At 73.0% G+C, this 22,434-nt stretch carries 19 protein-coding genes, 1 pseudogene and 1 riboswitch; of the genes and pseudogenes, 13 read left to right on the top strand and 7 right to left on the bottom strand.

The window, feature by feature from the left end; all coding sequences use genetic code 11:
• Positions 1–50 precede the first annotated feature (50 nt).
• The 3 genes from O7628_RS31490 to O7628_RS31480 are packed head-to-tail and all read left to right on the top strand — an operon-like array spanning position 51 to position 2,934.
• Complete coding sequence (locus O7628_RS31490) at positions 51–824, top strand: (Fe-S)-binding protein (RefSeq protein WP_278135976.1); 774 nt, start codon at positions 51–53, stop codon at positions 822–824.
• Complete coding sequence (locus O7628_RS31485; protein ID WP_278135975.1) at positions 821–2,269, top strand: lactate utilization protein B; 1,449 nt, start codon at positions 821–823, stop codon at positions 2,267–2,269. Before O7628_RS31490 ends, O7628_RS31485 begins: the two co-directional genes overlap by 4 nt.
• Complete coding sequence (locus O7628_RS31480) at positions 2,266–2,934, top strand: lactate utilization protein C (protein ID WP_278135974.1); 669 nt, start codon at positions 2,266–2,268, stop codon at positions 2,932–2,934. The genes O7628_RS31485 and O7628_RS31480 overlap by 4 nt, the downstream gene beginning before the upstream one ends.
• A gap of 80 nt (positions 2,935–3,014) precedes the next feature.
• Here the strand turns inward: O7628_RS31480 and O7628_RS31475 are convergent, their stop codons facing one another.
• The gene (locus O7628_RS31475; RefSeq protein WP_278135973.1) at positions 3,015–4,595 is read right to left on the bottom strand and encodes a long-chain-fatty-acid--CoA ligase; all 1,581 of its coding nucleotides are present in this window, start codon (positions 4,593–4,595) and stop codon (positions 3,015–3,017) included.
• Positions 4,596–4,669: 74 nt separating this feature from the next.
• A complete protein-coding gene (locus O7628_RS31470; RefSeq protein WP_278135972.1) occupies positions 4,670–5,323 on the bottom strand; it encodes a TetR/AcrR family transcriptional regulator in 654 nt (217 codons plus the stop codon).
• A gap of 92 nt (positions 5,324–5,415) precedes the next feature.
• On the opposite strand from O7628_RS31470, the gene O7628_RS31465 reads away from it, so the two are divergent.
• From O7628_RS31465 to O7628_RS31455, 3 genes are all read left to right on the top strand, one after another.
• Positions 5,416–6,633, top strand: coding sequence for an acyl-CoA dehydrogenase family protein (locus O7628_RS31465; RefSeq protein WP_278135971.1), 1,218 nt, complete (start codon positions 5,416–5,418; stop codon positions 6,631–6,633).
• Positions 6,630–7,649 (top strand): phosphotransferase family protein, encoded by a 1,020-nt coding sequence (locus O7628_RS31460; protein ID WP_278135970.1) that lies wholly within the window; start codon positions 6,630–6,632, stop codon positions 7,647–7,649. The genes O7628_RS31465 and O7628_RS31460 overlap by 4 nt, the downstream gene beginning before the upstream one ends.
• A 281-nt stretch (positions 7,650–7,930) precedes the next feature.
• A complete protein-coding gene (locus O7628_RS31455) occupies positions 7,931–11,062 on the top strand; it encodes a glycoside hydrolase family 2 TIM barrel-domain containing protein (RefSeq protein WP_278135969.1) in 3,132 nt (1,043 codons plus the stop codon).
• A gap of 98 nt (positions 11,063–11,160) precedes the next feature.
• Here O7628_RS31455 and O7628_RS31450 read toward each other — a convergent pair whose 3' ends face one another.
• Together O7628_RS31450 and O7628_RS31445 are read right to left on the bottom strand one after the other, a co-directional pair.
• Positions 11,161–11,679 carry a sigma-70 family RNA polymerase sigma factor gene (locus tag O7628_RS31450; protein ID WP_278135968.1) on the bottom strand — a complete coding sequence of 173 codons (519 nt, stop codon included), beginning with the start codon at positions 11,677–11,679 and terminating at the stop codon, positions 11,161–11,163.
• 149 nt (positions 11,680–11,828) lie between these two features.
• Positions 11,829–12,590 (bottom strand): SDR family oxidoreductase, encoded by a 762-nt coding sequence (locus O7628_RS31445; RefSeq protein WP_278135967.1) that lies wholly within the window; start codon positions 12,588–12,590, stop codon positions 11,829–11,831.
• 164 nt (positions 12,591–12,754) lie between these two features.
• On the opposite strand from O7628_RS31445, the gene O7628_RS31440 reads away from it, so the two are divergent.
• Positions 12,755–14,119 (top strand): DNRLRE domain-containing protein, encoded by a 1,365-nt coding sequence (locus O7628_RS31440; RefSeq protein WP_278135966.1) that lies wholly within the window; start codon positions 12,755–12,757, stop codon positions 14,117–14,119.
• 126 nt (positions 14,120–14,245) lie between these two features.
• Here the strand turns inward: O7628_RS31440 and O7628_RS31435 are convergent, their stop codons facing one another.
• On the bottom strand, positions 14,246–14,650 hold the full coding sequence (locus O7628_RS31435; RefSeq protein ID WP_278135965.1) for an ester cyclase: 405 nt from the start codon (positions 14,648–14,650) through the stop codon (positions 14,246–14,248).
• Positions 14,651–14,892: 242 nt separating this feature from the next.
• Positions 14,893–15,104: riboswitch (cobalamin riboswitch) on the top strand.
• 136 nt (positions 15,105–15,240) lie between these two features.
• Between O7628_RS31435 and O7628_RS31430 the strand changes: the two genes are divergently transcribed.
• Both O7628_RS31430 and O7628_RS31425 read left to right on the top strand, forming a co-directional pair.
• Entirely contained in the window at positions 15,241–17,616 is a 2,376-nt protein-coding gene (locus O7628_RS31430) for a ribonucleoside-diphosphate reductase subunit alpha (RefSeq protein WP_278135964.1), read from the top strand.
• Between the two features lie 56 nt (positions 17,617–17,672).
• Positions 17,673–18,650, top strand: a complete 978-nt coding sequence (locus O7628_RS31425; RefSeq protein ID WP_278136451.1) for a ribonucleotide-diphosphate reductase subunit beta — start codon at positions 17,673–17,675, stop codon at positions 18,648–18,650.
• Here O7628_RS31425 and O7628_RS31420 read toward each other — a convergent pair.
• A complete protein-coding gene (locus O7628_RS31420) occupies positions 18,602–19,456 on the bottom strand; it encodes a DUF3152 domain-containing protein (protein WP_278135963.1) in 855 nt (284 codons plus the stop codon). The two genes, O7628_RS31425 and O7628_RS31420, sit on opposite strands and share 49 nt — an antisense overlap.
• Before the next feature lie 141 nt (positions 19,457–19,597).
• Here O7628_RS31420 and O7628_RS31415 point away from each other — a divergent pair, with 141 nt between their 5' ends.
• The 3 genes from O7628_RS31415 to O7628_RS31405 all read left to right on the top strand — a co-directional run bounded on the left by O7628_RS31415 (position 19,598) and on the right by O7628_RS31405 (position 21,196).
• Positions 19,598–20,101, top strand: coding sequence for a SigE family RNA polymerase sigma factor (locus O7628_RS31415; RefSeq protein WP_278135962.1), 504 nt, complete (start codon positions 19,598–19,600; stop codon positions 20,099–20,101).
• On the top strand, positions 20,098–20,835 hold the full coding sequence (locus tag O7628_RS31410; protein WP_278135961.1) for a hypothetical protein: 738 nt from the start codon (positions 20,098–20,100) through the stop codon (positions 20,833–20,835). The genes O7628_RS31415 and O7628_RS31410 overlap by 4 nt, the downstream gene beginning before the upstream one ends.
• A gap of 190 nt (positions 20,836–21,025) precedes the next feature.
• Positions 21,026–21,196, top strand: coding sequence for a hypothetical protein (locus O7628_RS31405; RefSeq protein ID WP_278136466.1), 171 nt, complete (start codon positions 21,026–21,028; stop codon positions 21,194–21,196).
• 380 nt (positions 21,197–21,576) lie between these two features.
• Here the strand turns inward: O7628_RS31405 and O7628_RS31400 are convergent.
• Positions 21,577–21,711, bottom strand: a pseudogene (locus O7628_RS31400) (SDR family NAD(P)-dependent oxidoreductase); the annotation flags it as partial.
• 341 nt (positions 21,712–22,052) lie between these two features.
• On the opposite strand from O7628_RS31400, the gene O7628_RS31395 reads away from it, so the two are divergent.
• Positions 22,053–22,433, top strand: coding sequence for a VOC family protein (locus tag O7628_RS31395; protein WP_178064996.1), 381 nt, complete (start codon positions 22,053–22,055; stop codon positions 22,431–22,433).
• The last annotated feature ends 1 nt before the right edge of the window (position 22,434 follow it).

The raw sequence follows: 22,434 nt of genomic DNA, 5'->3' as shown, positions 1-22,434 counted from the left end.
ATGCCGGGCCTTGCGCCCGTACCGCCGCGTCAGCTCCGCCCCCGAACCGGGTGGCGCTGTTCGTCACCTGCCTCGTGGACGGGTTGGTGCCCCGCGTCGGCGCCGCGACGGTCGCGGTGCTCGAACGGCTGGGCCTCGACGTGGCCGTGCCCCGGCGACAGACCTGCTGCGGTCAGCTCCACGTGAACTCCGGCTACCCCGACCAGGCGCTGGCCCTGGTCCGCAACCACGTCGCGGCGTTCGCCGACGCCGAGGCGATCGTCGTGGCCAGCGGCTCGTGTGTGGCGGCGATCCGGCACCAGCACGTCGAACTCGCCCGGGCGGCCGGCGACGAAGGGCTGGCCGCCGCGGCGGCCGCCGTCGCGGCACGCACCTACGAGCTCTCCGAGTTCCTCGTCGACGTGCGCGGCGTGCTGGACGTCGGTGCGTGGTTCCCCCACCGGGTGACGCTGCACCAGGCGTGCCACGCGCTACGCCTGCTGCGCACCGGCGACCGGGCGCGACGACTGCTGGACCGGGTCGAGGGCATCGAACTCGTGGACCTGCCCGACGCCGAGTCCTGCTGCGGCTTCGGTGGCACCTTCGCGCTGAAGAACGCGGCGGTGTCCGCCGCCATGCTCGCCGACAAGCTGCGGGCGATCGACGCGACCGGGGCGACCGTCGTCACCGCAGGGGACGCCTCGTGCCTCACGCACCTCGGCGGCGGGCTCTCCCGCGCGGCGGCGGGGGCCCGCACCGTGCACCTGGCCGAGATCCTGGCCGCGACCCGAGACCGACCGTGGGCACCGCCCGGTGCTCCGCCGCACCCGAGGAGACGACCGTGACGGTGTTCCTGGGCCTGCCCACCGCGTCGCCCGGCGTCGGCAACCTGCACGCCGCGACGCCGTTCCCGACCGCCGCCGCCGAGGCGCTGCGCGACGACCAGCTGCGGCGCAACCTCTCGCACGCCACCCGCACCATCCGTGGCCGGCGACTGCAGACGGTCGCCGAGCTCGACGACTGGGATCAGCTCCGGGCCGCCGGAGCCGCCATCAAGGACGACGTGCTCGACCACCTCGACCGCTACCTGCTCCAGCTCGAACAGGCGGTGACCGCCCGGGGCGGCACGGTGCACTGGGCCCGGGACGCGGCGGAGGCCAACGCCATCGTCGTCGACCTGGTCCGGCAGGCCGGCGCGACCGAGGTGGTCAAGGTCAAGTCGATGGTCACCGCCGAGATCGGCCTCAACGAGGCGCTGGCCCGGGGCGGCATCGATGCCGTCGAGACCGACCTGGCCGAGCTGATCGTGCAACTCGGCCGGGACCACCCCAGCCACATCCTCGTGCCCGCCATCCACCGCAACCGGCGGGAGATCCGCGACATCTTCCGGCGCGAGATGGCCGGCGTGGACCCCGCGCTCGGCGACGAGCCGGCCGAGCTGGTCGAGGCGGCACGGGCCCACCTGCGGCAGCGGTTCCTCACGGCGCGGGTGGCCGTCTCCGGGGCGAACTTCGCGATCGCCGAGACGGGCACCCTGGCGGTCGTCGAGTCCGAGGGCAACGGGCGGATGTGCCTCACCCTGCCCCGCACCCTGATCACCGTCATGGGGATCGAGAAGATCCTGCCGAGCTGGCGCGACCTCGAGGTGTTCCTGCAACTGCTGCCCCGCTCGTCGACCGCCGAGCGGATGAACCCGTACACGTCGATGTGGACCGGGGCGGTGGAGGGGCAGGAGTTCCACCTCGTGCTGCTCGACAACGGGCGCACCGCGACCCTGGCCGACCCGGCCGGTCGGGCGGCGCTGCGCTGCATCCGGTGCTCGGCGTGCCTGAACGTCTGCCCGGTCTACGAGCGCACGGGCGGACACGCGTACGGCTCGGTCTATCCGGGGCCGATCGGCGCGGTGCTCACCCCGCAACTGACCGGGGTGGCCGACCACCCCCACCTGCCGTTCGCGTCGACCCTGTGCGGGGCCTGCTTCGACGCGTGCCCGGTGGCGATCGACATCCCGCGCATGCTGGTGCACCTGCGGGCGCAGGCGGTGGCGGCGACCGCGCGACAACGGCGGCTGCCGACGTCCGAGGCCGCCGCGATGTCGGTGCTCGGCTGGCTCATGTCCGGCCCGGGGCGCTGGTCCGCCGCGCTACGGGCGCTGTGGCTGGGGCGGGTCCTGGGCCGGCGCACCGGTTGGATCCGCCGGTTGCCGCCGCCGATGTCGGCGTGGACGAGGTCGCGGGACGCGCCCCGCCCGCCGCGCCGCCCGTTCCGGGCCCGGGGGAGGCGGCGGTGAGCCGCGACGGGTCCGCCGGCGGGACCGGCCGCGACGCCGACGCCGCGCGGGCCGAGGTGCTGCGCCGGGTCCGGCTCGCCGTCGGGACGCAGCCGCCCGGTGTCGGGGTGGCCCGGGACTACCGGGGCGTCGGCGCGCGCCCGGCCGACGACCCGGTCGGGTTGTTCGTGGAGCGGCTGACCGACTACCGGGCGAGCGCGTACCAGTGCGGCGCGGACGAGGTCGGCGCGACGATCGCCGGCATCCTGGGCGAGCGCGGCCGGACCCGGATCTGCGTCCCCCACGGCCTGCCCGCGCGGTGGACCGCGCCCGGTTGGCAGGTGGTCGGCGGCGACGCGCCACCGGACCCGGTCGCGCTCGACGCCTTCGACGGCGTGGTCTCCGGCTGCGCCCTGGCGATCGCGCTCACCGGCACGATCGTGCTCGACTCGGGGCCGGGCCAGGGCTGGCGCGCGGTCACCCTGGTTCCCGACTACCACCTGGTGGTGGTGCGTGCCGACCAGATCGTGCCGGCCGTGCCGGACGCGGTCGCCCGGCTCGACGCCACCCGGCCGATGACCTGGATCAGCGGGCCCAGTGCCACGAGCGACATCGAGTTCGACCGGGTCGAGGGGGTGCACGGTCCGCGCACCCTGGACGTGCTGGTGGTGGCCGAGGGCCGGTAGGCCCCGCCCGGCCGGGCAGCGGTCGTCGGGTGCGGTGGCGGCGGTGTGTGGGGCCTGTCGAGTGCCGGCAGGTCCCGCCCCTACCGGGCGGTGGCGCGCAGCTCGACCTTGCGGACCTTGCCGGAGGCGGTCTTGGGCAGGTCGCCGAACTCGATGCGGTCGGGCACCTTGAAGGCGGCCAGGTGGGCCCGCACGTGGGCGCGCAGCGCGTCCGGGTCGGCGGGCGCGCCGGGCCGCAGTGTCACGAAGGCCACCGGCCGCTCGCCCCAGCGTTCGTCGGGCACCGCGACCACCGCGGCCTCCAGCACCGCGGGATGGCTGCACAGCACCGCCTCGACCTCTATGGACGAGATGTTCTCCCCGCCCGAGATGATCACGTCCTTGGCGCGGTCGCGCAGTTGGAGGTAGCCGTCGGGGTGCCGGACCCCGAGGTCGCCGGTGCGGAACCAGCCGCCCGGTCCGGCCTCCCGGGTCGCCGCCTCGTCCCGGTAGTAGCCGAGCATGACGTTGTTGCCGCGGATCGCGACCTCGCCGACCGTCTCGCCGTCGGCGGGGACGTCGTGTCCGTCGGCGTCCAGCACCCGCAGCTCGCACGAGACCACGTTGGCCACGCCCTGCCGGGCGCGCAGCGCCGCCTGCTCCGCGGCCGGCCGGTCGTCCCACTCCGGCCGCCAGTCGCAGATCGCCGCCGGGCCGAACGTCTCGGTCAGCCCGTACAGGTGCGTGACGTCGAAGCCGAGCGCCGCGCACCGGCGCAGCAGGCTGGGCGACGGCGGCGCGCCGCCGACCGCGACCGTGACCTGCCGGCCCGCGCCAGCGCCGGCCGCGTCCGCCTCGGCGAGGGACACGAGCACCGTGGGCGCGGCGCACAGCATGGTGACCCGCTCGTCGCGGATCAGCTCCCAGACCCGATCCGGTACGACCCTGGGCAGACAGACGTGGGTGCCCCCGGCCGCGGTCACCGCCCAGGTGAAGCACCAGCCGTTGCAGTGGAACATCGGCAGCGTCCACAGGTGGACGGTGTCGGCGCGCAGCCCGAAGTGGGCGACCATCGCCAGCGACTGGAGGTAGGCGCCCCGGTGGTGGTACATCACCCCCTTGGGGCGGCCGGTGGTGCCGCTGGTGTAGTTCAACGCCATCAGCGCCCGCTCGTCGGTCACCGGCACCCGGCGCGGCGGCGCGGCGGCGAGCAGCCGCTCGTACTCCGCGCCGCCGTCGACCAGCCGCACCCCGGGCAGCGCCCGGACGATCGTGGCGGCGAACCCGGCGAGATCCGGGTCGTGCAGCAGGACCCGGCAGCCGGCGTGGTCGAGGATGTAGCGCAGTTCGTCGGCGGAGAGCCGGGTGTTCAGCGTGACGAGGACCGCGCCGCCGTAGAGCACCCCGAAGTGTGCCTCCAGCATGAGGTGCGTGTTCGGTGCCAGGACGGCGACCCGGTCACCCGGCCGGACGCCGAGGTCGGCCAGCGCGCCGGCCAGGCGCAGGCACCGGTCGTGGAACTGGTGGTACGTCAGCCGAAGCGCGCCGTCGACGACCGCCAACCGGTCGGCGTGCACCGCCGCGGCCCGGTCGAGGAAGGCGGTCGGGGTCAGGGGTTCGAAGCTGAGGCTGCTGTGGGGCCCGTCCCGGTCGGCACGGCCCGCTCGGGCGCTGCTCGCCATAACAGAGGGTTCCGTCTCGCTCGGCTGGAGAGTCCGGCTATTGTTTCCACCTGTTCCATATGCTGTCAACAGGTTCAAATATGTGAACCGACCTGGTGGTGCCCCGCGATCCGCAGGGCCATCTCCCCGTACTGGCGGACGACCTCGTCCTCGGTGAACTCGCCGTCGGGCCGGAACCACATCGCCACCCCGATGCCCATGTCGAGAATCGCGTACGAGGCGAGCCGGGCCGACGGGACCCGGAACCGGCCGAGGTCGACGCCGTCGGTGATGAGCTGGCGCAGCCGCCGCTCGTAGGTGGCGCGCCGGTCGAGGACGTCGCTGCGGTGCGGCTCGTCCAGGCTGTTGATCTCCCGGTTGCCGACGAACGCCTCCGCCGCGTGTCGGGCGTGGTAGCGCACGTGGGCCTCGGCGGCCCGGCGCAGCCGGCCCTCGACGTCGGTGCCGCCGTCCAGGGCGACCTGCTGGTCCTCCAGCAGCGCCGTCATGGTGCGCAGCATGATCCCGGCGAGCAGGTCCTGCTTCGAGCGCACGTGCTTGTACACGCTGGGGCCCCGGATCCCGGCGCGTTCGCCGATCTCGTCCATGGTGGTGAGCTGGTAGCCGCGGGCGGCGAACAGGTCGAGCGCCGCGGCCCGGACCCGCTCGCCCCGATCCGGTCGGCCGCCCGTGGGGGTGGGGGCGGGGCCGTGCGGGCGTGCCTGGTCGTCCATCTTCCGGAATTCCACCGGCACATGTTGACACGCCCCCGCGGGGCTGCTTCCCTGTATCGGCTAGTGAGCGTTAGCTCAGGTTGACGGCATCGGAGGCAGTCTTGGCCGTGGATCTCACCCCCGACGACGCGGCCCGCTCCGTCGCCGAACGCACCCGGGCGTTCGTCCGGGGCACGGTGCTCGCCGTCGAGCGCGAGCACCGGGGCAGCGCCCATGCGCTGCCGGAGCAGGTGCGGCTCGATCTGCAGGCCGCGGCGAGACAGGCGGGCGTCTTCTGCCCGCACCTGCCCCCGCGGTGGGGCGGCCTGGGCATCGACCGGCGCGGGCAGGCGCTCGTCTTCGAGGAGGCCGGCTACTCGCTGTTCGGCCCGCTGGCGCTCAACATCGCGGCCCCCGACGAGGGCAACATGCACCTGCTGGCGGCGGTGGCCGACCCCGACCAGCAGGAGCGGTACCTCCGCCCGCTCGCGGCCGGGCTGATCCGTTCCTGCTTCGCCATGACCGAGCCGGCGCCGGGGGCGGGATCCGACCCGAGCGCGCTCGCCACCACGGCCCGCCCCGTGTCGGGTGGGTGGGTCCTGAACGGGCGCAAGTGGTTCACCACCGGCGCCGACGGGGCGGCGTTCGCCATCGTCATGGCCCGCACCTCCGGCCAGCCCGGCGACCGGGGTGGGGCGACGATGTTCCTGGTCGACACCGACGCCCCCGGGCTGGAGCTGGTCCGGACGATCGAGACCCTCGACGAGGCGATGGTCGGCGGGCACGGCGAGTTCCTGCTACAGGACTGCTTCGTCCCGGCCGACCGGGTCCTCGGCGCGGTGGACCAGGGGTTCGATAACGCCCAGGTCCGGCTCGCGCCGGCACGCCTGACGCACTGCATGCGGTGGCTCGGCCTGGCCCGCCACGCCCAGGACATCGCGCTGGACCGCGCGGCCGACCGACGGGCCTTCGGGTCGGCGCTGGCCGACCTGGGCATGATCCAGCAGATGCTCGCCGACAGCGAGATCGAGATCGAGGCCAGCCGCGCCCTCATCCTGCGGGCGGCGTGGGAGCTCGACTCCGGGGGCCGCGCCGCGCAGTCCACCTCCGTCGCGAAGGCGTTCGTCGCGGAGGCGGTGTGGCGGATCGTCGACCGGTCGCTGCAGATCTGCGGCTCCCTCGGCGTCTCGGGCGACCTCATGCTCGGGCGCTACCTGCGGGAGGTGCGCGCGTTCCGGATCTACGACGGGCCGAGCGAGACCCATCGCTGGGCGATCTCCCGCCGGGCGGTCAAGCGCCGGGCCCAGGAGCGCGACGCGGCGGCGCGGGGAGCGCTGCCGGCATGACCGCCGACCTGCGCCCGCTGGACCTGCCCGCGCTGGAGGCGTACCTGGCCGACCGCATCCCGGGCCTCGCCGGGGGCCTGCGGGTGGACTTCGTGGACGGTGGGCGTTCCAACCTGACGTACGCCGTCCACGCCGGCGACCGGTCGTGGGCGCTTCGGCGTCCTCCGTTCGGCACCATCGCGCCCTCGGCGAACGACATCCACCGCGAGTTCCGGGTCACCGCCGCCCTGGCCGGCTCGACCGTGCCGGTCGCGGCACCCGTGCTGTACTGCGCGGACCCGGCCGTGATCGGGGCGCCGTTCAGCCTCGCGGCCTGGGTCGACGGCGTGGTGATCCGCGACCCCGGGCAACTCGCCGTCCTCGCGCCGTCGACCGTGCGCGCCGTCGGGCATTCGATGATCGACCTGTTGCTGCGGCTGCACTCCGTGGCGCCCGCGAGCGTCGGCCTCGACGCCTTCGGCCGGCCGGAGGGCTTCCTGCTGCGACAGGTGCACCGCTGGAAGCGGCAGTGGGACGTCGTCGCGACCCGGTCGTCCGCCGACGCCGACGAACTGCACCGACGCCTGGCGGCTGCCGTGCCGCCGCAGTCCGCGCCGGGCATCGTGCACGGCGACTTCCGGCTGGACAACATCATCTACGCGGCGGACCTGTCCGGGGCGGCCGCGCTGCTCGACTGGGAGATGGCCACGATCGGCGACCCGCTCACCGACCTGGGTCTGCTGCTGGTCTACACCGACCCGGTGTGCGCGCCCGTGCTGCCGCACGGCTGCCCGGTGACCGGCAGCGACCACTTCCCGACCCGCGGCGAGCTGGTGGCGGGCTACGCCGCCGGCACGTCCCGCGACCTCACCCATCTGACCTTTTACGAGGCGCTGGGTTACTACAAGCTGGCCGTGATCGCGGAGGGCGTGCACCGCCGGTTCGTGGAGGGGATGACCGTCGGCTCCGGTTTCGAGACGGTGGGCGGTGCCGTGCCCGGCCTGCTCGCCGCCGGGCTGGCCCGGCTCGGCCGGTGATCCGGGCACCCCTTCAGAGGCAGGGGAACCGGATGTCCGCGCTGGCGGTCTCGGCGTCGCCGGTGGCCGACGCGGCGCAGTCGAAGTCGCACCGCAGGACGAGCCACACTATTCATCGACGTACTCCCATGTAACGATATTGACATCAGATGTCATACGAATTACGTTGGCCATGCTCCCGTCACCCTCCGCCAGGCGGGGGAGCGCACGTGCCGCAGCAGCCCTGCCTGCACCGGACGGCCCGGTTCTTCCACCCGCATTCCCGAGAAATGGGGAGGACAATGCGAAAGCTAGCCGCTGCCCTCACGGCGCTGGTCACCGCCGCCGCGCTCGTGCTGATCGGGCCGCCGGGACCGGCGTCCGCCGCCCCCTACGTTCCGCAGGGGTCCAACCGGTCCGTGCTCAACTTCAACACCCACTGGCTGTTCTCCGGCGACGTGCCCGGCGGCGCCGGGCAGGCCGTGGGGCTGGACGAGAGCGGCTTCGTCCCCGTGACGCTGCCCTACTTCCGGACCCATCCGCACAAGGGCTTCCCCAAGGGCGACTTCGAGGCGCCCGCCTCGTGGTACCGCCGCCACTTCACGCTGCCCGCCCAGTACTCCGGCCGCCGGATCGCCGTCGAGTTCCAGGGCGTCGCGAAGGTCGCCGACGTCTACGTCAACGGCACCTTCGTCGGCCAGCACAAGGGCGCCTACACCTCCTTCACGTACGACATCACGCCGTACCTCAACATCGGCGGCGCCGACAACGTGATCGCGGTGAAGGTCGACTCCATGACCCGCAGCGACATCCCGCCGGAGGGCGGCGCGATCGACTACTACGTCTGGGGCGGGATCGTCCGCGACGTCAACATGATCGTCACCGACCCGGTGCGCGTGGACTGGACGTACCTCACCACGCCGAACACCAACACGGTCAACGCGCGGACCCGGGTGCGCAACGACAGCGCACAGTCCCGCTCGGTCACCGTCGTCACCCAGGTCGTCGACGCCACCAACAACGTCGTGGCCACCGGCACGGCCACCCAGACCATCGGGGCGCAGTCGGCCGTCGAGTTCGCCTACAACACCAGCACGATCGCCAACCCCACCGCCTGGCACCCGGACCGCCCGTACCTCTACACCGTCTACACGCAGGTGCGCGACGGCTCCACCTACGTGGACGAGCACAAGACCCGGATCGGCATCCGGAGCATCCAGTTCAACAAGAGCGACGGCAAGTTCTACATCAACGGCCAGGCGCTCAAGCTGCGCGGGCTCAACCGGCACGAGTCCTACCCCTACATCGGCCGGGCCGCGCCCAACCGGCTCCAGGCCAAGGACGCCGACATCATCAAGTACGAGCTCGGCGCGAACATCGTGCGGACCTCGCACTACCCGCAGGACCCGGAGTTCCTCGACCGCGCCGACGAGATCGGCCTGCTGGTCATGGAGGAGATCCCCGGCTGGCAGCACATCGGCAACACCGCCTGGCAGGACATCGCGGTGGAGAACGTCCGCGAGATGGTGATGCGCGACCGCAACCACCCGTCGGTCGTGCTGTGGGGGGTGCGGATCAACGAGTCCGGCGACAACCACAACTTCTACACCCGCACCAACAACCTGGCCCGGCAGCTCGACCCGTCGCGTCCCACCGGCGGCGTGCGCAACTTCAAGGGCAGCGAGCTGCTGGAGGACGTCTACACCTACAACGACTTCTCCGGCACCGCCGAGGCGCCGACCGTGCTGCCCTGGCTGGTCACCGAGGCGGTCGGGCACACCTCCCCGCACAAGTCGTGGGACCCGGAGCAGACGCAGGTCAACACGATGCGGGTGCACCTGAACGTGCAGAACACCGCCGCCGGCAGGTCGAACATGGCCGGCGCGCTGGGCTGGGCGGCCTTCGACTACAACACCACGTTCGTCACCCCGCCGTCGTGCCAGGACTACACCTGCTACCACGGCGTCTCGGACATCTTCCGGATCCCGAAGATCGCCGCCGCCGCGTACGCCTCGCAGCGCGACCCGGCGCTGTACGGGCCGTACGTGTCGATCGCCAGCCAGTGGACGCCCGGTGTGTCCAGCGGCACCGTCTACGTCGGCGGCAACTGCCAGCAGGTCGAGCTGTTCGTCAACGGGGCGTCCCGCGGACGCATCAACCCCAACGCGTACACGAGCCTGCCGCACCCGATGTTCCAGTTCACCGGAATCACCGTGAGCAGCGGGCAACTGCGGGCCGACTGCTGGATCGGCGGGCAGGTCGTGGCCACCGACACCCGGCACACCCCGGGCGCGGCGACCCGGCTGACGCTGACGGCCGACGACTCCGCGATCAAGGCCGACGGCGGCGACATGACCCGCGTCGTGGTCCGGGCCCTGGACAGCAACAACCAGGTGGTGCCCACCAACAGCGCCCCCGTGTCGTTCAGCGTCACCGGGCCCGGGGCGGTCGTGGGGGAGAGCCCGCTGGCCCTGGAGGCCGGCACCGGCGCGGTGTACGTCAAGAGCGCGCTGGGCCAGACCGGCGCGGTGACGCTGACGGCGTCCGCGCCGGGCCTGACGTCGGCGAACGTCACCGTGAACACGACGGCGTTCACCGACCCGATCGTGCCGGCCGGAGCGTACACGTTCGGCTTCCCGGTCGACGTCAACGACCGGCAGAGCTTCGTCTACGCGGGCGGCTGGCAGGCCGTCGGGGACAACCAGACCTTCAGCAAGGACTACACCCGCAGCGGCACCGCCGGCGACACGGCCACCCTCACCGTCACCGGCAACCGCGTGGTGCTGTTCGGGGTGCAGGACCCGTCGCACGGCTCGGCCGCCGTCTCGGTCGACGGCGGTCCGGAGCAGACGGTCAGCTTCCAGGCGTCCGCCCGCCGCGGCAACGTGGCGCTGTTCAACAGCGGCACCCTCACCCAGGGGCAGCACGTCGTGCGGGTACGGGTCGTCGGCAACGGCCCCGTCGCGCTGGACCGGGCCACCGTCGTGTCGGCCGCGCCGGCCGTGGTCGCGCCGCCGCCCCCGGCCAACGGCGGCAACGGCCAGCAGGGCACCATCGTCGGCGCGCAGTCCAACCGCTGCGTGGACGTGCCGAACTCGACGACGACCAACGGCACCCAGGTGCAGCTCTTCGACTGCGGCGGCGGCAGCAACCAGCGGTGGACCTACACGTCGAGCCGGCAGCTCCAGGTGTACGGCAACAAGTGCCTGGACGCCTACGGCCAGGGGACCAGCAACGGCACCACGGTCGTGATCTGGGACTGCAACGGCGGCAGCAACCAGCAGTGGAACGTCAACGCCGACGGCACCATCACCGGGGTCGCGTCGGGGCTCTGCCTGGATGCCAGCGGCGCCGCCACCGCCAACGGCACGAAGATCGTCCTGTGGTCGTGCAACGGCGGCGCGAACCAGCGGTGGAGCCTGAAGACCTCCTAGCCGCCCGCCACCCGGATCCGGGCCGGCCCGCGCACCCTGCGGGCCGGCCCGTCGTCCGTGCCGCCGCTGCCGGGGGTGGCCAGCGCCGACCGTGCCCGTCAGCCTTCGGTCACCGCGGCGCGGAGGGCGCGGAGCGCGTAGTAGACGCGGGAGCGCACGGTGCCGACCGGGACATCCAGGTCGGCGGCGACCTCGTGGGCCGTCCGGTCACGGAAGTAGACCTCGTGCAGCACGCGGCGGTGGTCTGCGCTGAGCCGGCTGACCGCCTCCCGCAACGCCTGGTTCGCGATCGCGGTGTCGGCGGTGTCGTCGCCGGTCGCGCCGAACTCCTGGTCCGTCTGCGTGGCCACCTCGACCGGGCTGGCCTGCCGTCGCCGGGCCTCGTCGATGACCAGTCGCCGGGCGACGGTGAACAGCCAACGTCGGCTTCGGCCGTCGCTGTCGGGCGGCAGCGAGTCGAGGTGTCGCCACGCCCGCAGCAGGGTCTCCTGGATGACGTCCTCGGCGGTCTGCCGGTTGCTGTTGGTCAGGCCGTGGACGAACCGGGTCAGCGGCGTGCCGTGCGCGGCGAGCAGCTCACGGATGCGGGTGTCGTTGTCGTTGGCCAGGCAGGTCACAGGGCGGTCCAATCACTCGGTCGGCACGGCTGCCGGGAATGACGTTAGGAACGCCGGCTGACGTGTTTGTGACGATGTGGGGCGGCGGTCCGGCCGCGCACGCGCGGGGCCGGACCGCCGGACCGCGCCGCACGGCGCGGTCCGGTCGATCACCTCGCCTGGTCGAGCCAGAGGGCGTCGGGGCCGGCGGGGAAGCGCAGCTGGCCGGTGGTGTCGTGGACGGCCCGCCACACCGTCTCGGCGACGTCGCTCTCCCGGGTGAACAGGTCCTGGTTGACGAAGCCGCCGAGCGTCCTCTTCGCGAAGGGCTCGTAGGGCGCCGGGACCAGTCCCTCCAGCGAGGCGGTGAGGTCGATGTTGTTCGTCGCCCCGGCGGCGAAGTTCGTCGTCAGGCAGGCCCCCGGCTCGACGGTCCTGGCCCGCACGCCGAACTCGGCGAGCTCCAGGGCGAGGGACGCGGTGAACCCCTCGATGGCCATCTTGCTGGCCTTGTAGACGGCCGAGAGCGGCATGTGGCCGAGCACCACGCTGGAGGTCACGTTGACCACCACCCCGGACCCGCGCTCGCGGAACTGCGGCAGCACCGCCTGGGTGGTCGCCATCACCCCGAAGGTGTTGGTCTCGAAGATCTCCCGGACCCGGGCCATGGGCGTGCCCTCGAAGACGCCGATCAGCCCGACGCCGGCGTTGTTGACCAGGGCGTCGACGGGCCCCGCCGCGGCGAACGCGGCGGTGATCGTGTCGGGCCTGGTCACATCGAGCTCCAGGACGCGGAGCCGGTCCGACTCGGGCAGGCCGTCCGCGCGCGGCGTCCGCATGGTGGCGATGACGTTCCACCCCTGCGCAAGGAAGTGCCGGGCGGTCTCCCGCCCGTATCCGGAGGAGGCACCGGTGATGAGGATCGTCTGCATGGCGTGAAGGCTCCTGTCGCCCGTTCGGATGGTTGCCGCACCAATGCTGTGCGGTGGCCGGGGGAGTCACATCTGTCATTCGACTCCCCGATCCGGCCGCCGCTCTGCACTGCGCCGTGTCAGCCGTTGACGACAGATTGACGCCGGTCGCGCTGCAATGACTCATGAGATGCTTCCGCGCACTGGCGCTCGCGGCCGTCGTGCTGGCGGCGACCCTGGTGGCACCGCCCCCCGCCCTGGCGGTCACCACCCACGTCTATCCCGCCACTCGGGACACCTACGCCAACGCCAGCTCCCCGAACACCAACTACAACAGTCAACGGCAGCTCGCCGTCGCCGGCAGCCCGGACCGGATCTCCTATCTGACCTTCGCGGTCACCGGTCTTACCGAGCCGGTCCTGCACGCCGTGCTACGGATGCAGACCCTGGACACCAGCAACGCGGGCAGCAGCGACGGCGGCCACGTGTTCCTGGTGGGCAGCTCGTGGTCGGAGACCGCGCTGACCTACGCCAACCGCCCGGCGCCGACCGGCCCCTCGCTCGCGGCGATCGAGCGGGTGAAGCCCGACACCGTCCACGACATCAACGTCACCGACGCGATCCGGGGCGACGGGGTGGTCAGCTTCGGCATCTTCTCCACCAACACCGACGGCGCGTACTACCACAGCCGCGAGAACAACAAGGCCGGCCCCGCGCTGCTCGTCTACACGGGGGTACCCGGCACCGACGACACCGTGCTCCTCGCTGCCGGAGACATCGCCGACTGCCGCTCCGACCGCGACGAGCAGACCGCCCGGGTCCTCGACGCCGAAGTCGGCGTCATCGCCGCGATCGGTGACACCGCCTACGAGAAGGGCGCCCCCGAGGAGTACGCCGCCTGCTACGCCCCCAGCTGGGGACGACACAAGGCACGCACCCGCCCCGCCGCGGGCAACCACGAGTACCTCACCCCCAACGCCGCCGGCTACTTCGGCTACTTCGGAGCCGCCGCCGGACCACCGGACAAGGGCTGGTACTCCTACGACCTGGCCGGCGGCCAGTGGCACGTGGTCGTCCTGAACGGCAACTGCGCCCAGGTGGGCGGCTGCCACGCCGGATCACCACAGGAACAGTGGCTGCGCGCCGACCTGGCCAACAGCCCGGCACGGTGCACGGTCGCCTACTGGCACCAGCCGCTGTTCGCCTCCGGCGGCCGCGGCAACGCCGCCTACCGGCCCCTGTTCCAGGCCCTCTACGACGCCGGAGTGGAGCTCCTGCTCAACGCCCACAACCATCAGTACGAACGCTTCGCCCCACAAAAGCCGACCGGTGCCGCCGACCCGGACCGGGGCGTACGGCAGTTCATCGTCGGCACCGGCGGCCGGTCACTCCAACCGGACTTCCCGACTGTCGCCCCCAACAGCGAGGTCCGCAACGGCTCCGTCCACGGCGTACTCCGCCTGACCCTGTTCCCCGGCGAGTACCGCTGGCGATTCGTGCCCGTCGCCGGCCAGACCTTCAACGAGGTCGGCACCGGCCTGTGCCATTAGCTCGGTGCCGAGATCGGCCGCCGCCGCTCGTCGGTCACCGCGACGCGCGCGGCGGCCCGGTGGCGTTCGGGCCGCACCGCCGCCGGGGCGGGCGAACTGCGCGCCGCCCCGGCGGCTGGGGTCCGGCTACGACGGGAGGGCGCCGATCTGCTGCATGATGGTCAGCCGGTCGGGCGACACCCAGAACTCCGCGATCTTGCCGGCCTCGACGCGCATGACGCCGATGCCGACCGCCGAGACCCGCCGCCCGCTGGCGGGCACGCCCATGAGCTCCCCGTCGTGGGTGCCCTCGTACCGGCAGCGCAGCGCCACGAGGTCCCCGTCGGCGATCAGCTCGACGAGGGGGTGGCGCAGGTCGGGCATGCCGGCGAAGAACGCGTCACCGAACTCCTTCACCCCCTGCCGGTCCATCGGCGGCAGCCCGGCCGGGTGGAACCGGTAGTCGTCGGTGCACAGGTGCAGCGGGGTCGTCCGGCCGCGGTCGAGCTCCTGGAAGTAGTCGCGGACGATCCGCTTGTTCTCCTCGGACATGGGTGGTCCTCTCGGTCGAGGGGTCGGGATGGTGACGAGCCGGGGCGGGCCCCGCCGCGACGGCTCGCCGGTCAGTCTCGTGCGGCCGGCGGCGCGCGGCGTCTGTCATCCGACTGCATCTCGCCCTGCCGGCCGCCCGCGGTTCCGGCGTTCCGCTCACCCGTCGCGGTGGTGGGGTCACGCTGCGCGGCGACTCGCCCGACACATCATCTGGTGTTGCCATCTTCGCCTTGCGCCCATATATGGTGTCACCCGTAGCTGGTTCGGCCGCCGCTCCACGGTGGTCGAGGCAAGAGGGAACCCGGTGCGAATCCGGGGCTGCCCCGCAGCGGTGAGTGGGAACGACCGCCGTCAACGAAGCACTGGGTCCGGCCGGGCCTGGGAAGCGACGGCCAGTAGGCACCGAGCACGACGCCCGCGAGTCCGAAGACCTGCCAGCGTGCCGCACGCGTCGCGTGCGGCGGTCGAAGGCCGCGTGGGACGGCCGACGCCATCAGCCGGGCAGCGGCGGCGAAGCGCGCCGTCGCGGGTGCCCGGCGGCGTCCTCCCGCGCGCCCTCGACCTCGGGCACGGGCTTGAGGAGGGCGAACATGGGCGCGACGCGGGAGCTGGCGGGGCCGGGGCAACGCCGGCACGTCATGCAGGTCCGGAAGCGGGACGGCGACACCGAGCCGGTGGACGTCAACAAGATCGTCGAGGCGGTGCAGCGCTGGGTCGCCGACCTGGACGAGGTCGATCCGTTGCGGGTGGCGACGAGGACGATCAGCGGCCTGTACGACGGGGCGACCACCGCCGAGCTGGACAAGCTGTCGATCCAGACGGCGGCGGAGCTGATCGGCGAGGAGCCGCAGTACTCGAAGCTGGCGGCGCGGCTGCTGGCCGCGTACGTGGCCGAGGAGGTCCGCGGGCAGCAGGTGGACAGCTTCAGCCAGTCCATCCGGTACGCCCACGGCCTCGGCCTGATCGGCGACGACACGGCCGCGTTCGTGGCCGCCCACGCCCGCGAGCTGGACGACGCCGTCGACCCGGCCGGTGACCTGCGGTTCGAGTACTTCGGCCTGCGCACCGTCGCCGACCGCTACCTGCTGCGGCACCCGCAGACCCGGCTGGTGGTGGAGACGCCGCAGTACTGGCTGCTGCGGGTGGCCTGCGGCCTGTCGCAGACGCCGGGGGAGGCGGTCGCCTTCTACCGGCTGATGTCCAGCCTGGCGTACCTGCCCAGCTCGCCGACGCTGTTCAACTCCGGCACCCGGCACACCCAGATGTCGTCGTGCTTCCTGGTCGACTCGCCGCGCGACGAACTCGACTCGATCTACGAGCGCTACCACCAGGTCGCGAAGCTGTCGAAGTTCTCCGGCGGCATCGGCATCTCCTGGTCGCGGGTGCGGGGCCGCGGCGCGCTGATCCGGGGCACCAACGGCAGGTCGAACGGGATCGTGCCGTTCCTCAAGACCCTCGACGCCGGGGTGGCGGCGGTCAACCAGGGCGGCCGGCGCAAGGGCGCGGCCTGCGTCTACCTGGAACCGTGGCACCCGGACGTCGAGGAGTTCCTGGAGCTGCGGGACAACACCGGCGAGGAGTCCCGGCGCACCCACAACCTGAACCTGGCCAACTGGATCCCGGACGAGTTCATGCGCCGGGTCGAGGCCGACGGCGACTGGTCGCTGATCGACCCGTCCGACGCCCCCGAGCTGCCCGACCTCTACGGCGAGGCGTTCGACTCCGCGTACCGGGCGGCGGAGAAGAAGGCCGTCCGCACCGTGAAGGCCCGAGACCTGTACGGGCGGATGATGCGCACGCTCGCGCAGACCGGCAACGGGTGGATGACGTTCAAGGACGCGTCCAACCGGCTGTCCAACCAGACCGGCGAGCCGGGCAACGTGATCCACCTGTCGAACCTGTGCACCGAGATCCTGGAGGTCAACGACGACGCCGAGACGGCCGTGTGCAACCTCGGCTCGGTCAACCTGGGCGCGCACGTCGGGGCCGACGGCGTCGACTGGGACCGGCTGCGCGCGACGGTCCGCACGGCGGTGGTGTTCCTCGACCGGGTCATCGACATCAACTACTACCCGGCGGCGCAGGCGGCGGCGTCGAACCCGCGCTGGCGGCCGGTCGGGCTCGGGCTGATGGGCTGGCAGGACGCGCTGTTCATCCTGCGCCTGCCGTTCGACTCGCCCGAGGCCCGCGAGCTGTCGACCCGGGTGCAGGAGGAGATCCTGCTGACCGCCCTGGAGACCTCCGCCGGGCTCGCCGAACGGTTCGGCCCGCACCCGGCGTACGCCCAGACCCGGGCCGCCCGCGGCGAGCTGCACCCGGACCTGTGGGGCGCGCGGGTCACCCAGACGGCGCGGTGGGCCGCGCTGCGCGCGCGGATCGCCGCGCACGGCCTGCGCAACTCGCTGCTGGTCGCGATCGCGCCGACCGCCACCATCGCCTCGATCGCCGGCTGCTACGAGTGCATCGAGCCGCAGGTGTCCAACCTGTTCAAGCGCGAGACCATGTCCGGCGAGTTCCTCCAGGTCAACACGTACCTGGTCCGTGAGCTGAAGGAGCGCGGGCTGTGGACCCCGGCGGTCCGCGAGCGGATCAAGCGCGACGAGGGCTCGGTGCAGGGCGTCACCGAGCTGCCCGAGGCGGTGCGGAGCCTGTTCCGCACGGCGTGGGAGCTGCCGCAGCGTGCGCTGATCGACCTGGCCGCCGCCCGCGCCCCGTACGTCGACCAGTCGCAGTCGCTCAACCTGTTCCTGAGCGCGCCGACCATCGGCAAGCTCTCCTCGATGTACCTGTACGCCTGGAAGTCCGGGCTGAAGACCACCTACTACCTGCGGTCGCGTCCCGCGACCCGGATCCAGCAGGCCACCGTCGCGGTCGCCCCGGCCACCGGGCCGGTCGTCGCGGTGAGCGCCGACGAGGCGCTGGCCTGCTCCCTGGAGAACCCCGAGAGCTGCGAGGCGTGCCAGTGACCACCGTTTCCGAATCCCACCCCGCCGGCGAGCGGTCCCTGCTGCTCGACCCCGGGATGGACCTGACCCTGCGGCCGATGCGCTACCCGCGGTTCTTCGACCGGTTCAAGGACGCGATCAGGAACACCTGGACCGTCGAGGAGGTCGACCTGCACTCCGACCTCGCCGACCTCGCCCGGCTCTCCCCGGCGGAGCAGCACCTGGTGTCCCGGCTGGTCGCGTTCTTCGCCACCGGCGACACCATCGTCGCCAACAACCTCGTGCTCAACCTCTACCAGCACGTCAACTCCCCGGAGGGCCGGCTCTACCTGTCCCGGCAGTTGTTCGAGGAGGCGGTGCACGTCCAGTTCTACCTGAACCTGCTGGACACCTACGTGCCCGACGAGCGGGAACGGTTCGCCGCGTTCGCGGCGGTGGAGAACATCCCGTCGATCGCCCGCAAGGCCGAGTTCTGCTACAAGTGGATCAACTCGATCCACGCGCTGCGGGAGCTGCGGACGCGGGACGACCGGCGGGCGTTCCTGCTCAACCTCATCTGCTTCGCCGCCTGCATCGAGGGGCTGTTCTTCTACGGCGCGTTCGCCTACGTGTACTTCCTGCGTTCCCGGGGGCTGCTGCACGGGCTGGCCTCCGGCACCAACTGGGTGTTCCGCGACGAGTCGATGCACATGGCGTTCGCCTTCGACGTGGTGGACACCGTGCGCGCCGAGGAGCCGGAGCTGTTCGACGCGGAGCTGGCGCGGCAGGTGCGGCTGATGCTGACCGAGGCCGTGGAGTGCGAGGTGCAGTTCGCCGCCGACCTGCTGGAGCAGGGGGTGTCCGGGCTGTCGCTGGCCGACATGCGCGAGTATCTCCAGCACGTGGCCGACCGGCGGCTGGCCACGCTCGGCATCGAGCCGATCTACCACAGCCGCAACCCGTTCGCGTTCATGGAGTTGCAGGACGTGCAGGAACTGTCGAACTTCTTCGAACGGCGGGTCTCGGCCTACCAGATCGGGGTGACCGGGACGGTGGGCTTCGACGAGGACTTCTGACCCGGCGGCTGCGCCGGCCGACCCCGGTCGCGGGGCGGGATCGGATCGGCGTAGGCGCCGGGCGGCCCGGAGTGGAGCCTGCCGTTCGGGTACGGCCACCCGTTGGGCGTGCAGCCGTGCAGCCCGAGCGTCTGCTGCTGCATCACCGGCGCGGGGCGGCCCCGGCCGGGGCACAGCTGGTGGCCCATGCCGAGCCGGTGGCCGACCTCGTGGTTGACCAGGTACCGACGGTAGTGGGCGAGGTCCGTGCCGAAGCCGGGCGCTCCCTTGACCCAGCGGGCGACGTTGAGGACCACCCGGTCGCCGTTGCGGCAGGAGGTGTAGCCGTCCGGGTCGTCCTGGCAGAGCAGGTCGCGGGTGTCCGGGGTCGCCAGGTGGACGGTGAAGTCGGCCCGCTGACCAGGGCCGACCCGGCGCAGCCGCCACGTCCCGCCCGCGGTCCAGCCCTGCGGGTCGGAGAGGATCCGGGTGACCTCGGCGGCGAAGCCCGCCACGGGGACGCCCCGGATGTCGCGCTCGACCGCCACCCGGTAGCGCAGCAGCCGGCCCTGCCCCGCTGCCGGGGCCGCCTCGCCGGCGGCGACGTCCCACCGGTTGCCGCCCCCGGCGGGATAGCTGACGGGCGGGGCGGGCGGCGGCGCGGGGGGCGCGGCGGCGGCCGGCGCGCCCCCGGAGGACACGGGGGCCGGCGGGGCCGGCGCGGCGGGGGCGGGCGCGCAGCCGGCCAGCAGCACGGCCGCCAGCGCCACGGCCGACGACGCGGCGGCAGCCCTGCGGGCGAGCGCGGCGGGCGGGTGCGGAACCATGGTCCTCCTTCGGCCGGCGCCCCGGTCGGGGCACGCGGCAGAGGGGACGGGCGGCCGGCGGCGAAAGTTGGTCCGCCGACGGCTCAACCTTTCCGGGGCGTCACCCGTCGGAGGAGGGCGTGAGGCAGATGAGGGACGGCGATGGCCAGAGGTGACCCGGAGTTCGTCGAGTTCGTCCAGGCGGCCTCCGGGCGGCTGGCGCACGCGGCGTTCCTGCTGACCGGTGACCATCACCAGGCCGAGGACGCCACGCAGACTGCCCTGGTCCGCACCTACGCCTCGTGGGCGCGGGTGCGCCGCGACGACCCCTACGCGTACACGCGACAGGTGATGGTCAACCACATCATCGACAACTGGCGGCGGCCGATCCGGGAGCAGCCCACCGACGAGTTGCCGCACCGGCAGCGGGGCGACGTCGCGGAGGAGGTGACCGCCCGGCGGCTCCTCCAGGTGGCCCTCGGCACGCTCACCGCGCGGGAGCGGGCGATCGTGGTGCTGCGCTACCTGTTCGACCTCCCGGAGCAGGAGGTCGCCCGCGAGCTCGGGGTCTCGCTGGGCACGGTCAAGAGCACCAGTTCCCGCGCCCTGGAGAAGCTGCGGCAGACCCTGGTCGAGGCGCCGACTCCCCCTGGAGGAAGCCGATGAACGAGGCAGACCGCCTCCGCGCGGCCATGCGCAGCACGGAGCGGGGCCGGGGGGACCGGTTCGACGTCGAGGCGATCATGCGGGAGGGCCGTCGGCTGCGTCGCCGCCGGGCGGCGCGCAGCGGGGCGGTCATGCTCGCCGTCGTGGCGGCGATCGTCGGGACCACGGTCGCGCTCCGGCGGGCCGAGCCGCCCCCATGGGGGGCGGAGCCGGCCGCGACCGCGCCGGCGACCCCACCGGCGACCCCGTCGACCGATCGGAGCGCCGTCGCCACGGATCCGCCCAGCAGGCAGGCGCTCGGTGAGATCGTCCGGACCGGGATCCGGTACGGCGACGACGAGCGGGTGTTCTACTTCACCCCGGTCGCCGTCCCCGACGCGCCGGGCGTGACGGTGGGGCTCGTCGCCGGCCGGCGCGCCCCTGACGGCCGGCTGACCCCGGACCACCTGGCGAACGACATCGCGGGCGGCGACCGGCGGCCGGGCTTCCACCAGATCGGGTACGAGCCGTCGGCCAGGCTTCCGCCCGCCAACCCGGTGCCCACGTTCGGTTACTTCGTGGGGCCCGCCGCGCAGATCACCGGCACCGTCGACGGGCGCGCCGTCGCCGCGAGGCTGGCCCGGTGGAGCGAGGACCCCGACGTGGTGGTCTTCTGGTTCCCGCCGCAGGCGCTGTCTCCCGGCCGGCGGCTGGACGGCATCGTCGCCCGGGACGTGTCGGGGCGGCAGTTGTGACGAGACCGCCCGGACCGACGCCCGATCCTGCCGGTCGGTGGGTGCCACGTGAGCGACGCCGCCGGATTCAACGGCGACGGCATCCAATTTCGTCGGTTAATCACCGTGCGTGACGGTGGAGACCGCACGCGTCCCGGCGGATGGTGACCTGAGAAACACCGACAGTTGGTCGAGCACAGGAGGCAACAGCATGAGGAAGCGGATCATTCGTATCGCCGTCGGCCTGGCCGCCGTGGCGGGGGCCACCGCCGCGACGGCGCTGCCGGCGCACGCCGCGTCTGCCGGCGCGGGCACGGCGGTGGGGCTGGGCACCCTGCGCACCTTCCCGGCCGGCGAGTACCACTCCTTCCGGGCGTTCTGAGCCGTCGCCGGGGGCGGGCACGGCCGCCGCCCCCCCCGGCGACCCACCCCGGTCGGGTCCGGCCGGTCAGGAACAGCGCCGGGCCCGGCGCGAGGACCGGGCAGGAACCGGCGTCCTTTCGACAACCCGGCCACGTGGAGCGGACGTACCATCGGTGATCTCTTCTCGGTCCCCGCGGTGAGGGGCACGGCACCAGGGACGGTGGCATCTGGCGTGCTGCGCTTCGAGGTGCTCGGGCCCCTGCGGGTCCTTCGGGACGGCCTTGAGGTGGACCTGGGCCCGGCCCAGCAGCGTTCGGTGCTGGCGCTGTTGCTGGCCCGCGCCGGTGAGCCGGTGACGATCGCCGAGTTCGCCGACCTGCTGTGGGGCGCGGACCCCCCGTCCCGGGCGGCGAGGACCACGTGGAGGCCGTTCGCGGCCAGTTGCCGGGCGAACTCGCGGCCGATGCCGGACGAGGCCCCGGTGACCAGGGCCCAGCGCCCGAAGCGATCGGCCGAGATCTTCACGCGCGTCATCGGTTTCCCCTCGTCCGGACTGTTGGCGCGCCTGCCCCGTGCCTCAGCGGGGAAGACGGGTGGGCGCACCTGTCTCAGGCCCGGCCCGCCCCCACCGATGTGACGTGGGACACGCGGGGCTCGATCCACGTCGCTCTTCCGGCGCGCGGCGCGACCACTGCCGTGCCTGCGATGTTCGCGGGGCTGGTCGGGGCCACCGCGTCGGGTAACCTGCCGGTGCAGGCGCGGGCGGCCGGCGCGATCGGCGGCGACCCGGCCGCGCTGCGAGACCCGGCGGTCTCCGGTGTGCTTCGCTCGGGGAGCGCGGGAACCGTTCCCACATCAGGGGTGAGGTGGCGTCGATGGCCTGTCGGATCAGCGAACTCGTGCTCAGCTGCCGCGACCCCGAGGCGCTGGCGCGGTTCTGGTGCGCGGTGCTGGACTACGTGGTCCTCGACCGCGAGGGCGACGGCAGCATCGAGATCGGGCCGCGCGAGGGGTTCGGCGGCCCGCAGCCGACGATCATCCTCGCCCCGGCCGACGAGCCGGAGCCGGCGAAGCCCCGGCTGCACATCGACGTCAACGCCACCGACCGCGACCAGGACGCCGAGCTCGAACGCCTCCTGGCGCTCGGGGCGCGCCGGGCCGACGTCGGCCAGACCGGCGAGGAGTCCTGGCACGTCCTCGCCGACCCCGAGGGCAACGAGTTCTGCCTGCTCAGGGCCCGCCTCAAGCCACTGTAGG

The sequence above is a fragment of the Micromonospora sp. WMMD956 genome, assembly GCF_029626125.1.
GTDB classification, from domain to species: domain Bacteria; phylum Actinomycetota; class Actinomycetes; order Mycobacteriales; family Micromonosporaceae; genus Micromonospora; species Micromonospora carbonacea.
This window is presented reverse-complemented; position numbering and strand designations above follow the sequence as displayed.

Coding starts and splice junctions, on each gene's coding strand:
- O7628_RS31415 (WP_278135962.1), top strand. CDS start 19,598: ATGGCCAGAGGTGACCCGGAGTTCGTCGAGTTCGTCCAGGCGGCCTCC.
- O7628_RS31405 (WP_278136466.1), top strand. CDS start 21,026: ATGAGGAAGCGGATCATTCGTATCGCCGTCGGCCTGGCCGCCGTGGCG.
- O7628_RS31445 (WP_278135967.1), bottom strand. CDS start 12,590: ATGCAGACGATCCTCATCACCGGTGCCTCCTCCGGATACGGGCGGGAG.
- O7628_RS31395 (WP_178064996.1), top strand. CDS start 22,053: ATGGCCTGTCGGATCAGCGAACTCGTGCTCAGCTGCCGCGACCCCGAG.
- O7628_RS31460 (WP_278135970.1), top strand. CDS start 6,630: ATGACCGCCGACCTGCGCCCGCTGGACCTGCCCGCGCTGGAGGCGTAC.
- O7628_RS31410 (WP_278135961.1), top strand. CDS start 20,098: ATGAACGAGGCAGACCGCCTCCGCGCGGCCATGCGCAGCACGGAGCGG.
- O7628_RS31455 (WP_278135969.1), top strand. CDS start 7,931: ATGCGAAAGCTAGCCGCTGCCCTCACGGCGCTGGTCACCGCCGCCGCG.
- O7628_RS31430 (WP_278135964.1), top strand. CDS start 15,241: ATGGGCGCGACGCGGGAGCTGGCGGGGCCGGGGCAACGCCGGCACGTC.
- O7628_RS31440 (WP_278135966.1), top strand. CDS start 12,755: ATGAGATGCTTCCGCGCACTGGCGCTCGCGGCCGTCGTGCTGGCGGCG.
- O7628_RS31420 (WP_278135963.1), bottom strand. CDS start 19,456: ATGGTTCCGCACCCGCCCGCCGCGCTCGCCCGCAGGGCTGCCGCCGCG.
- O7628_RS31425 (WP_278136451.1), top strand. CDS start 17,673: ATGGACCTGACCCTGCGGCCGATGCGCTACCCGCGGTTCTTCGACCGG.
- O7628_RS31475 (WP_278135973.1), bottom strand. CDS start 4,595: ATGGCGAGCAGCGCCCGAGCGGGCCGTGCCGACCGGGACGGGCCCCAC.
- O7628_RS31435 (WP_278135965.1), bottom strand. CDS start 14,650: ATGTCCGAGGAGAACAAGCGGATCGTCCGCGACTACTTCCAGGAGCTC.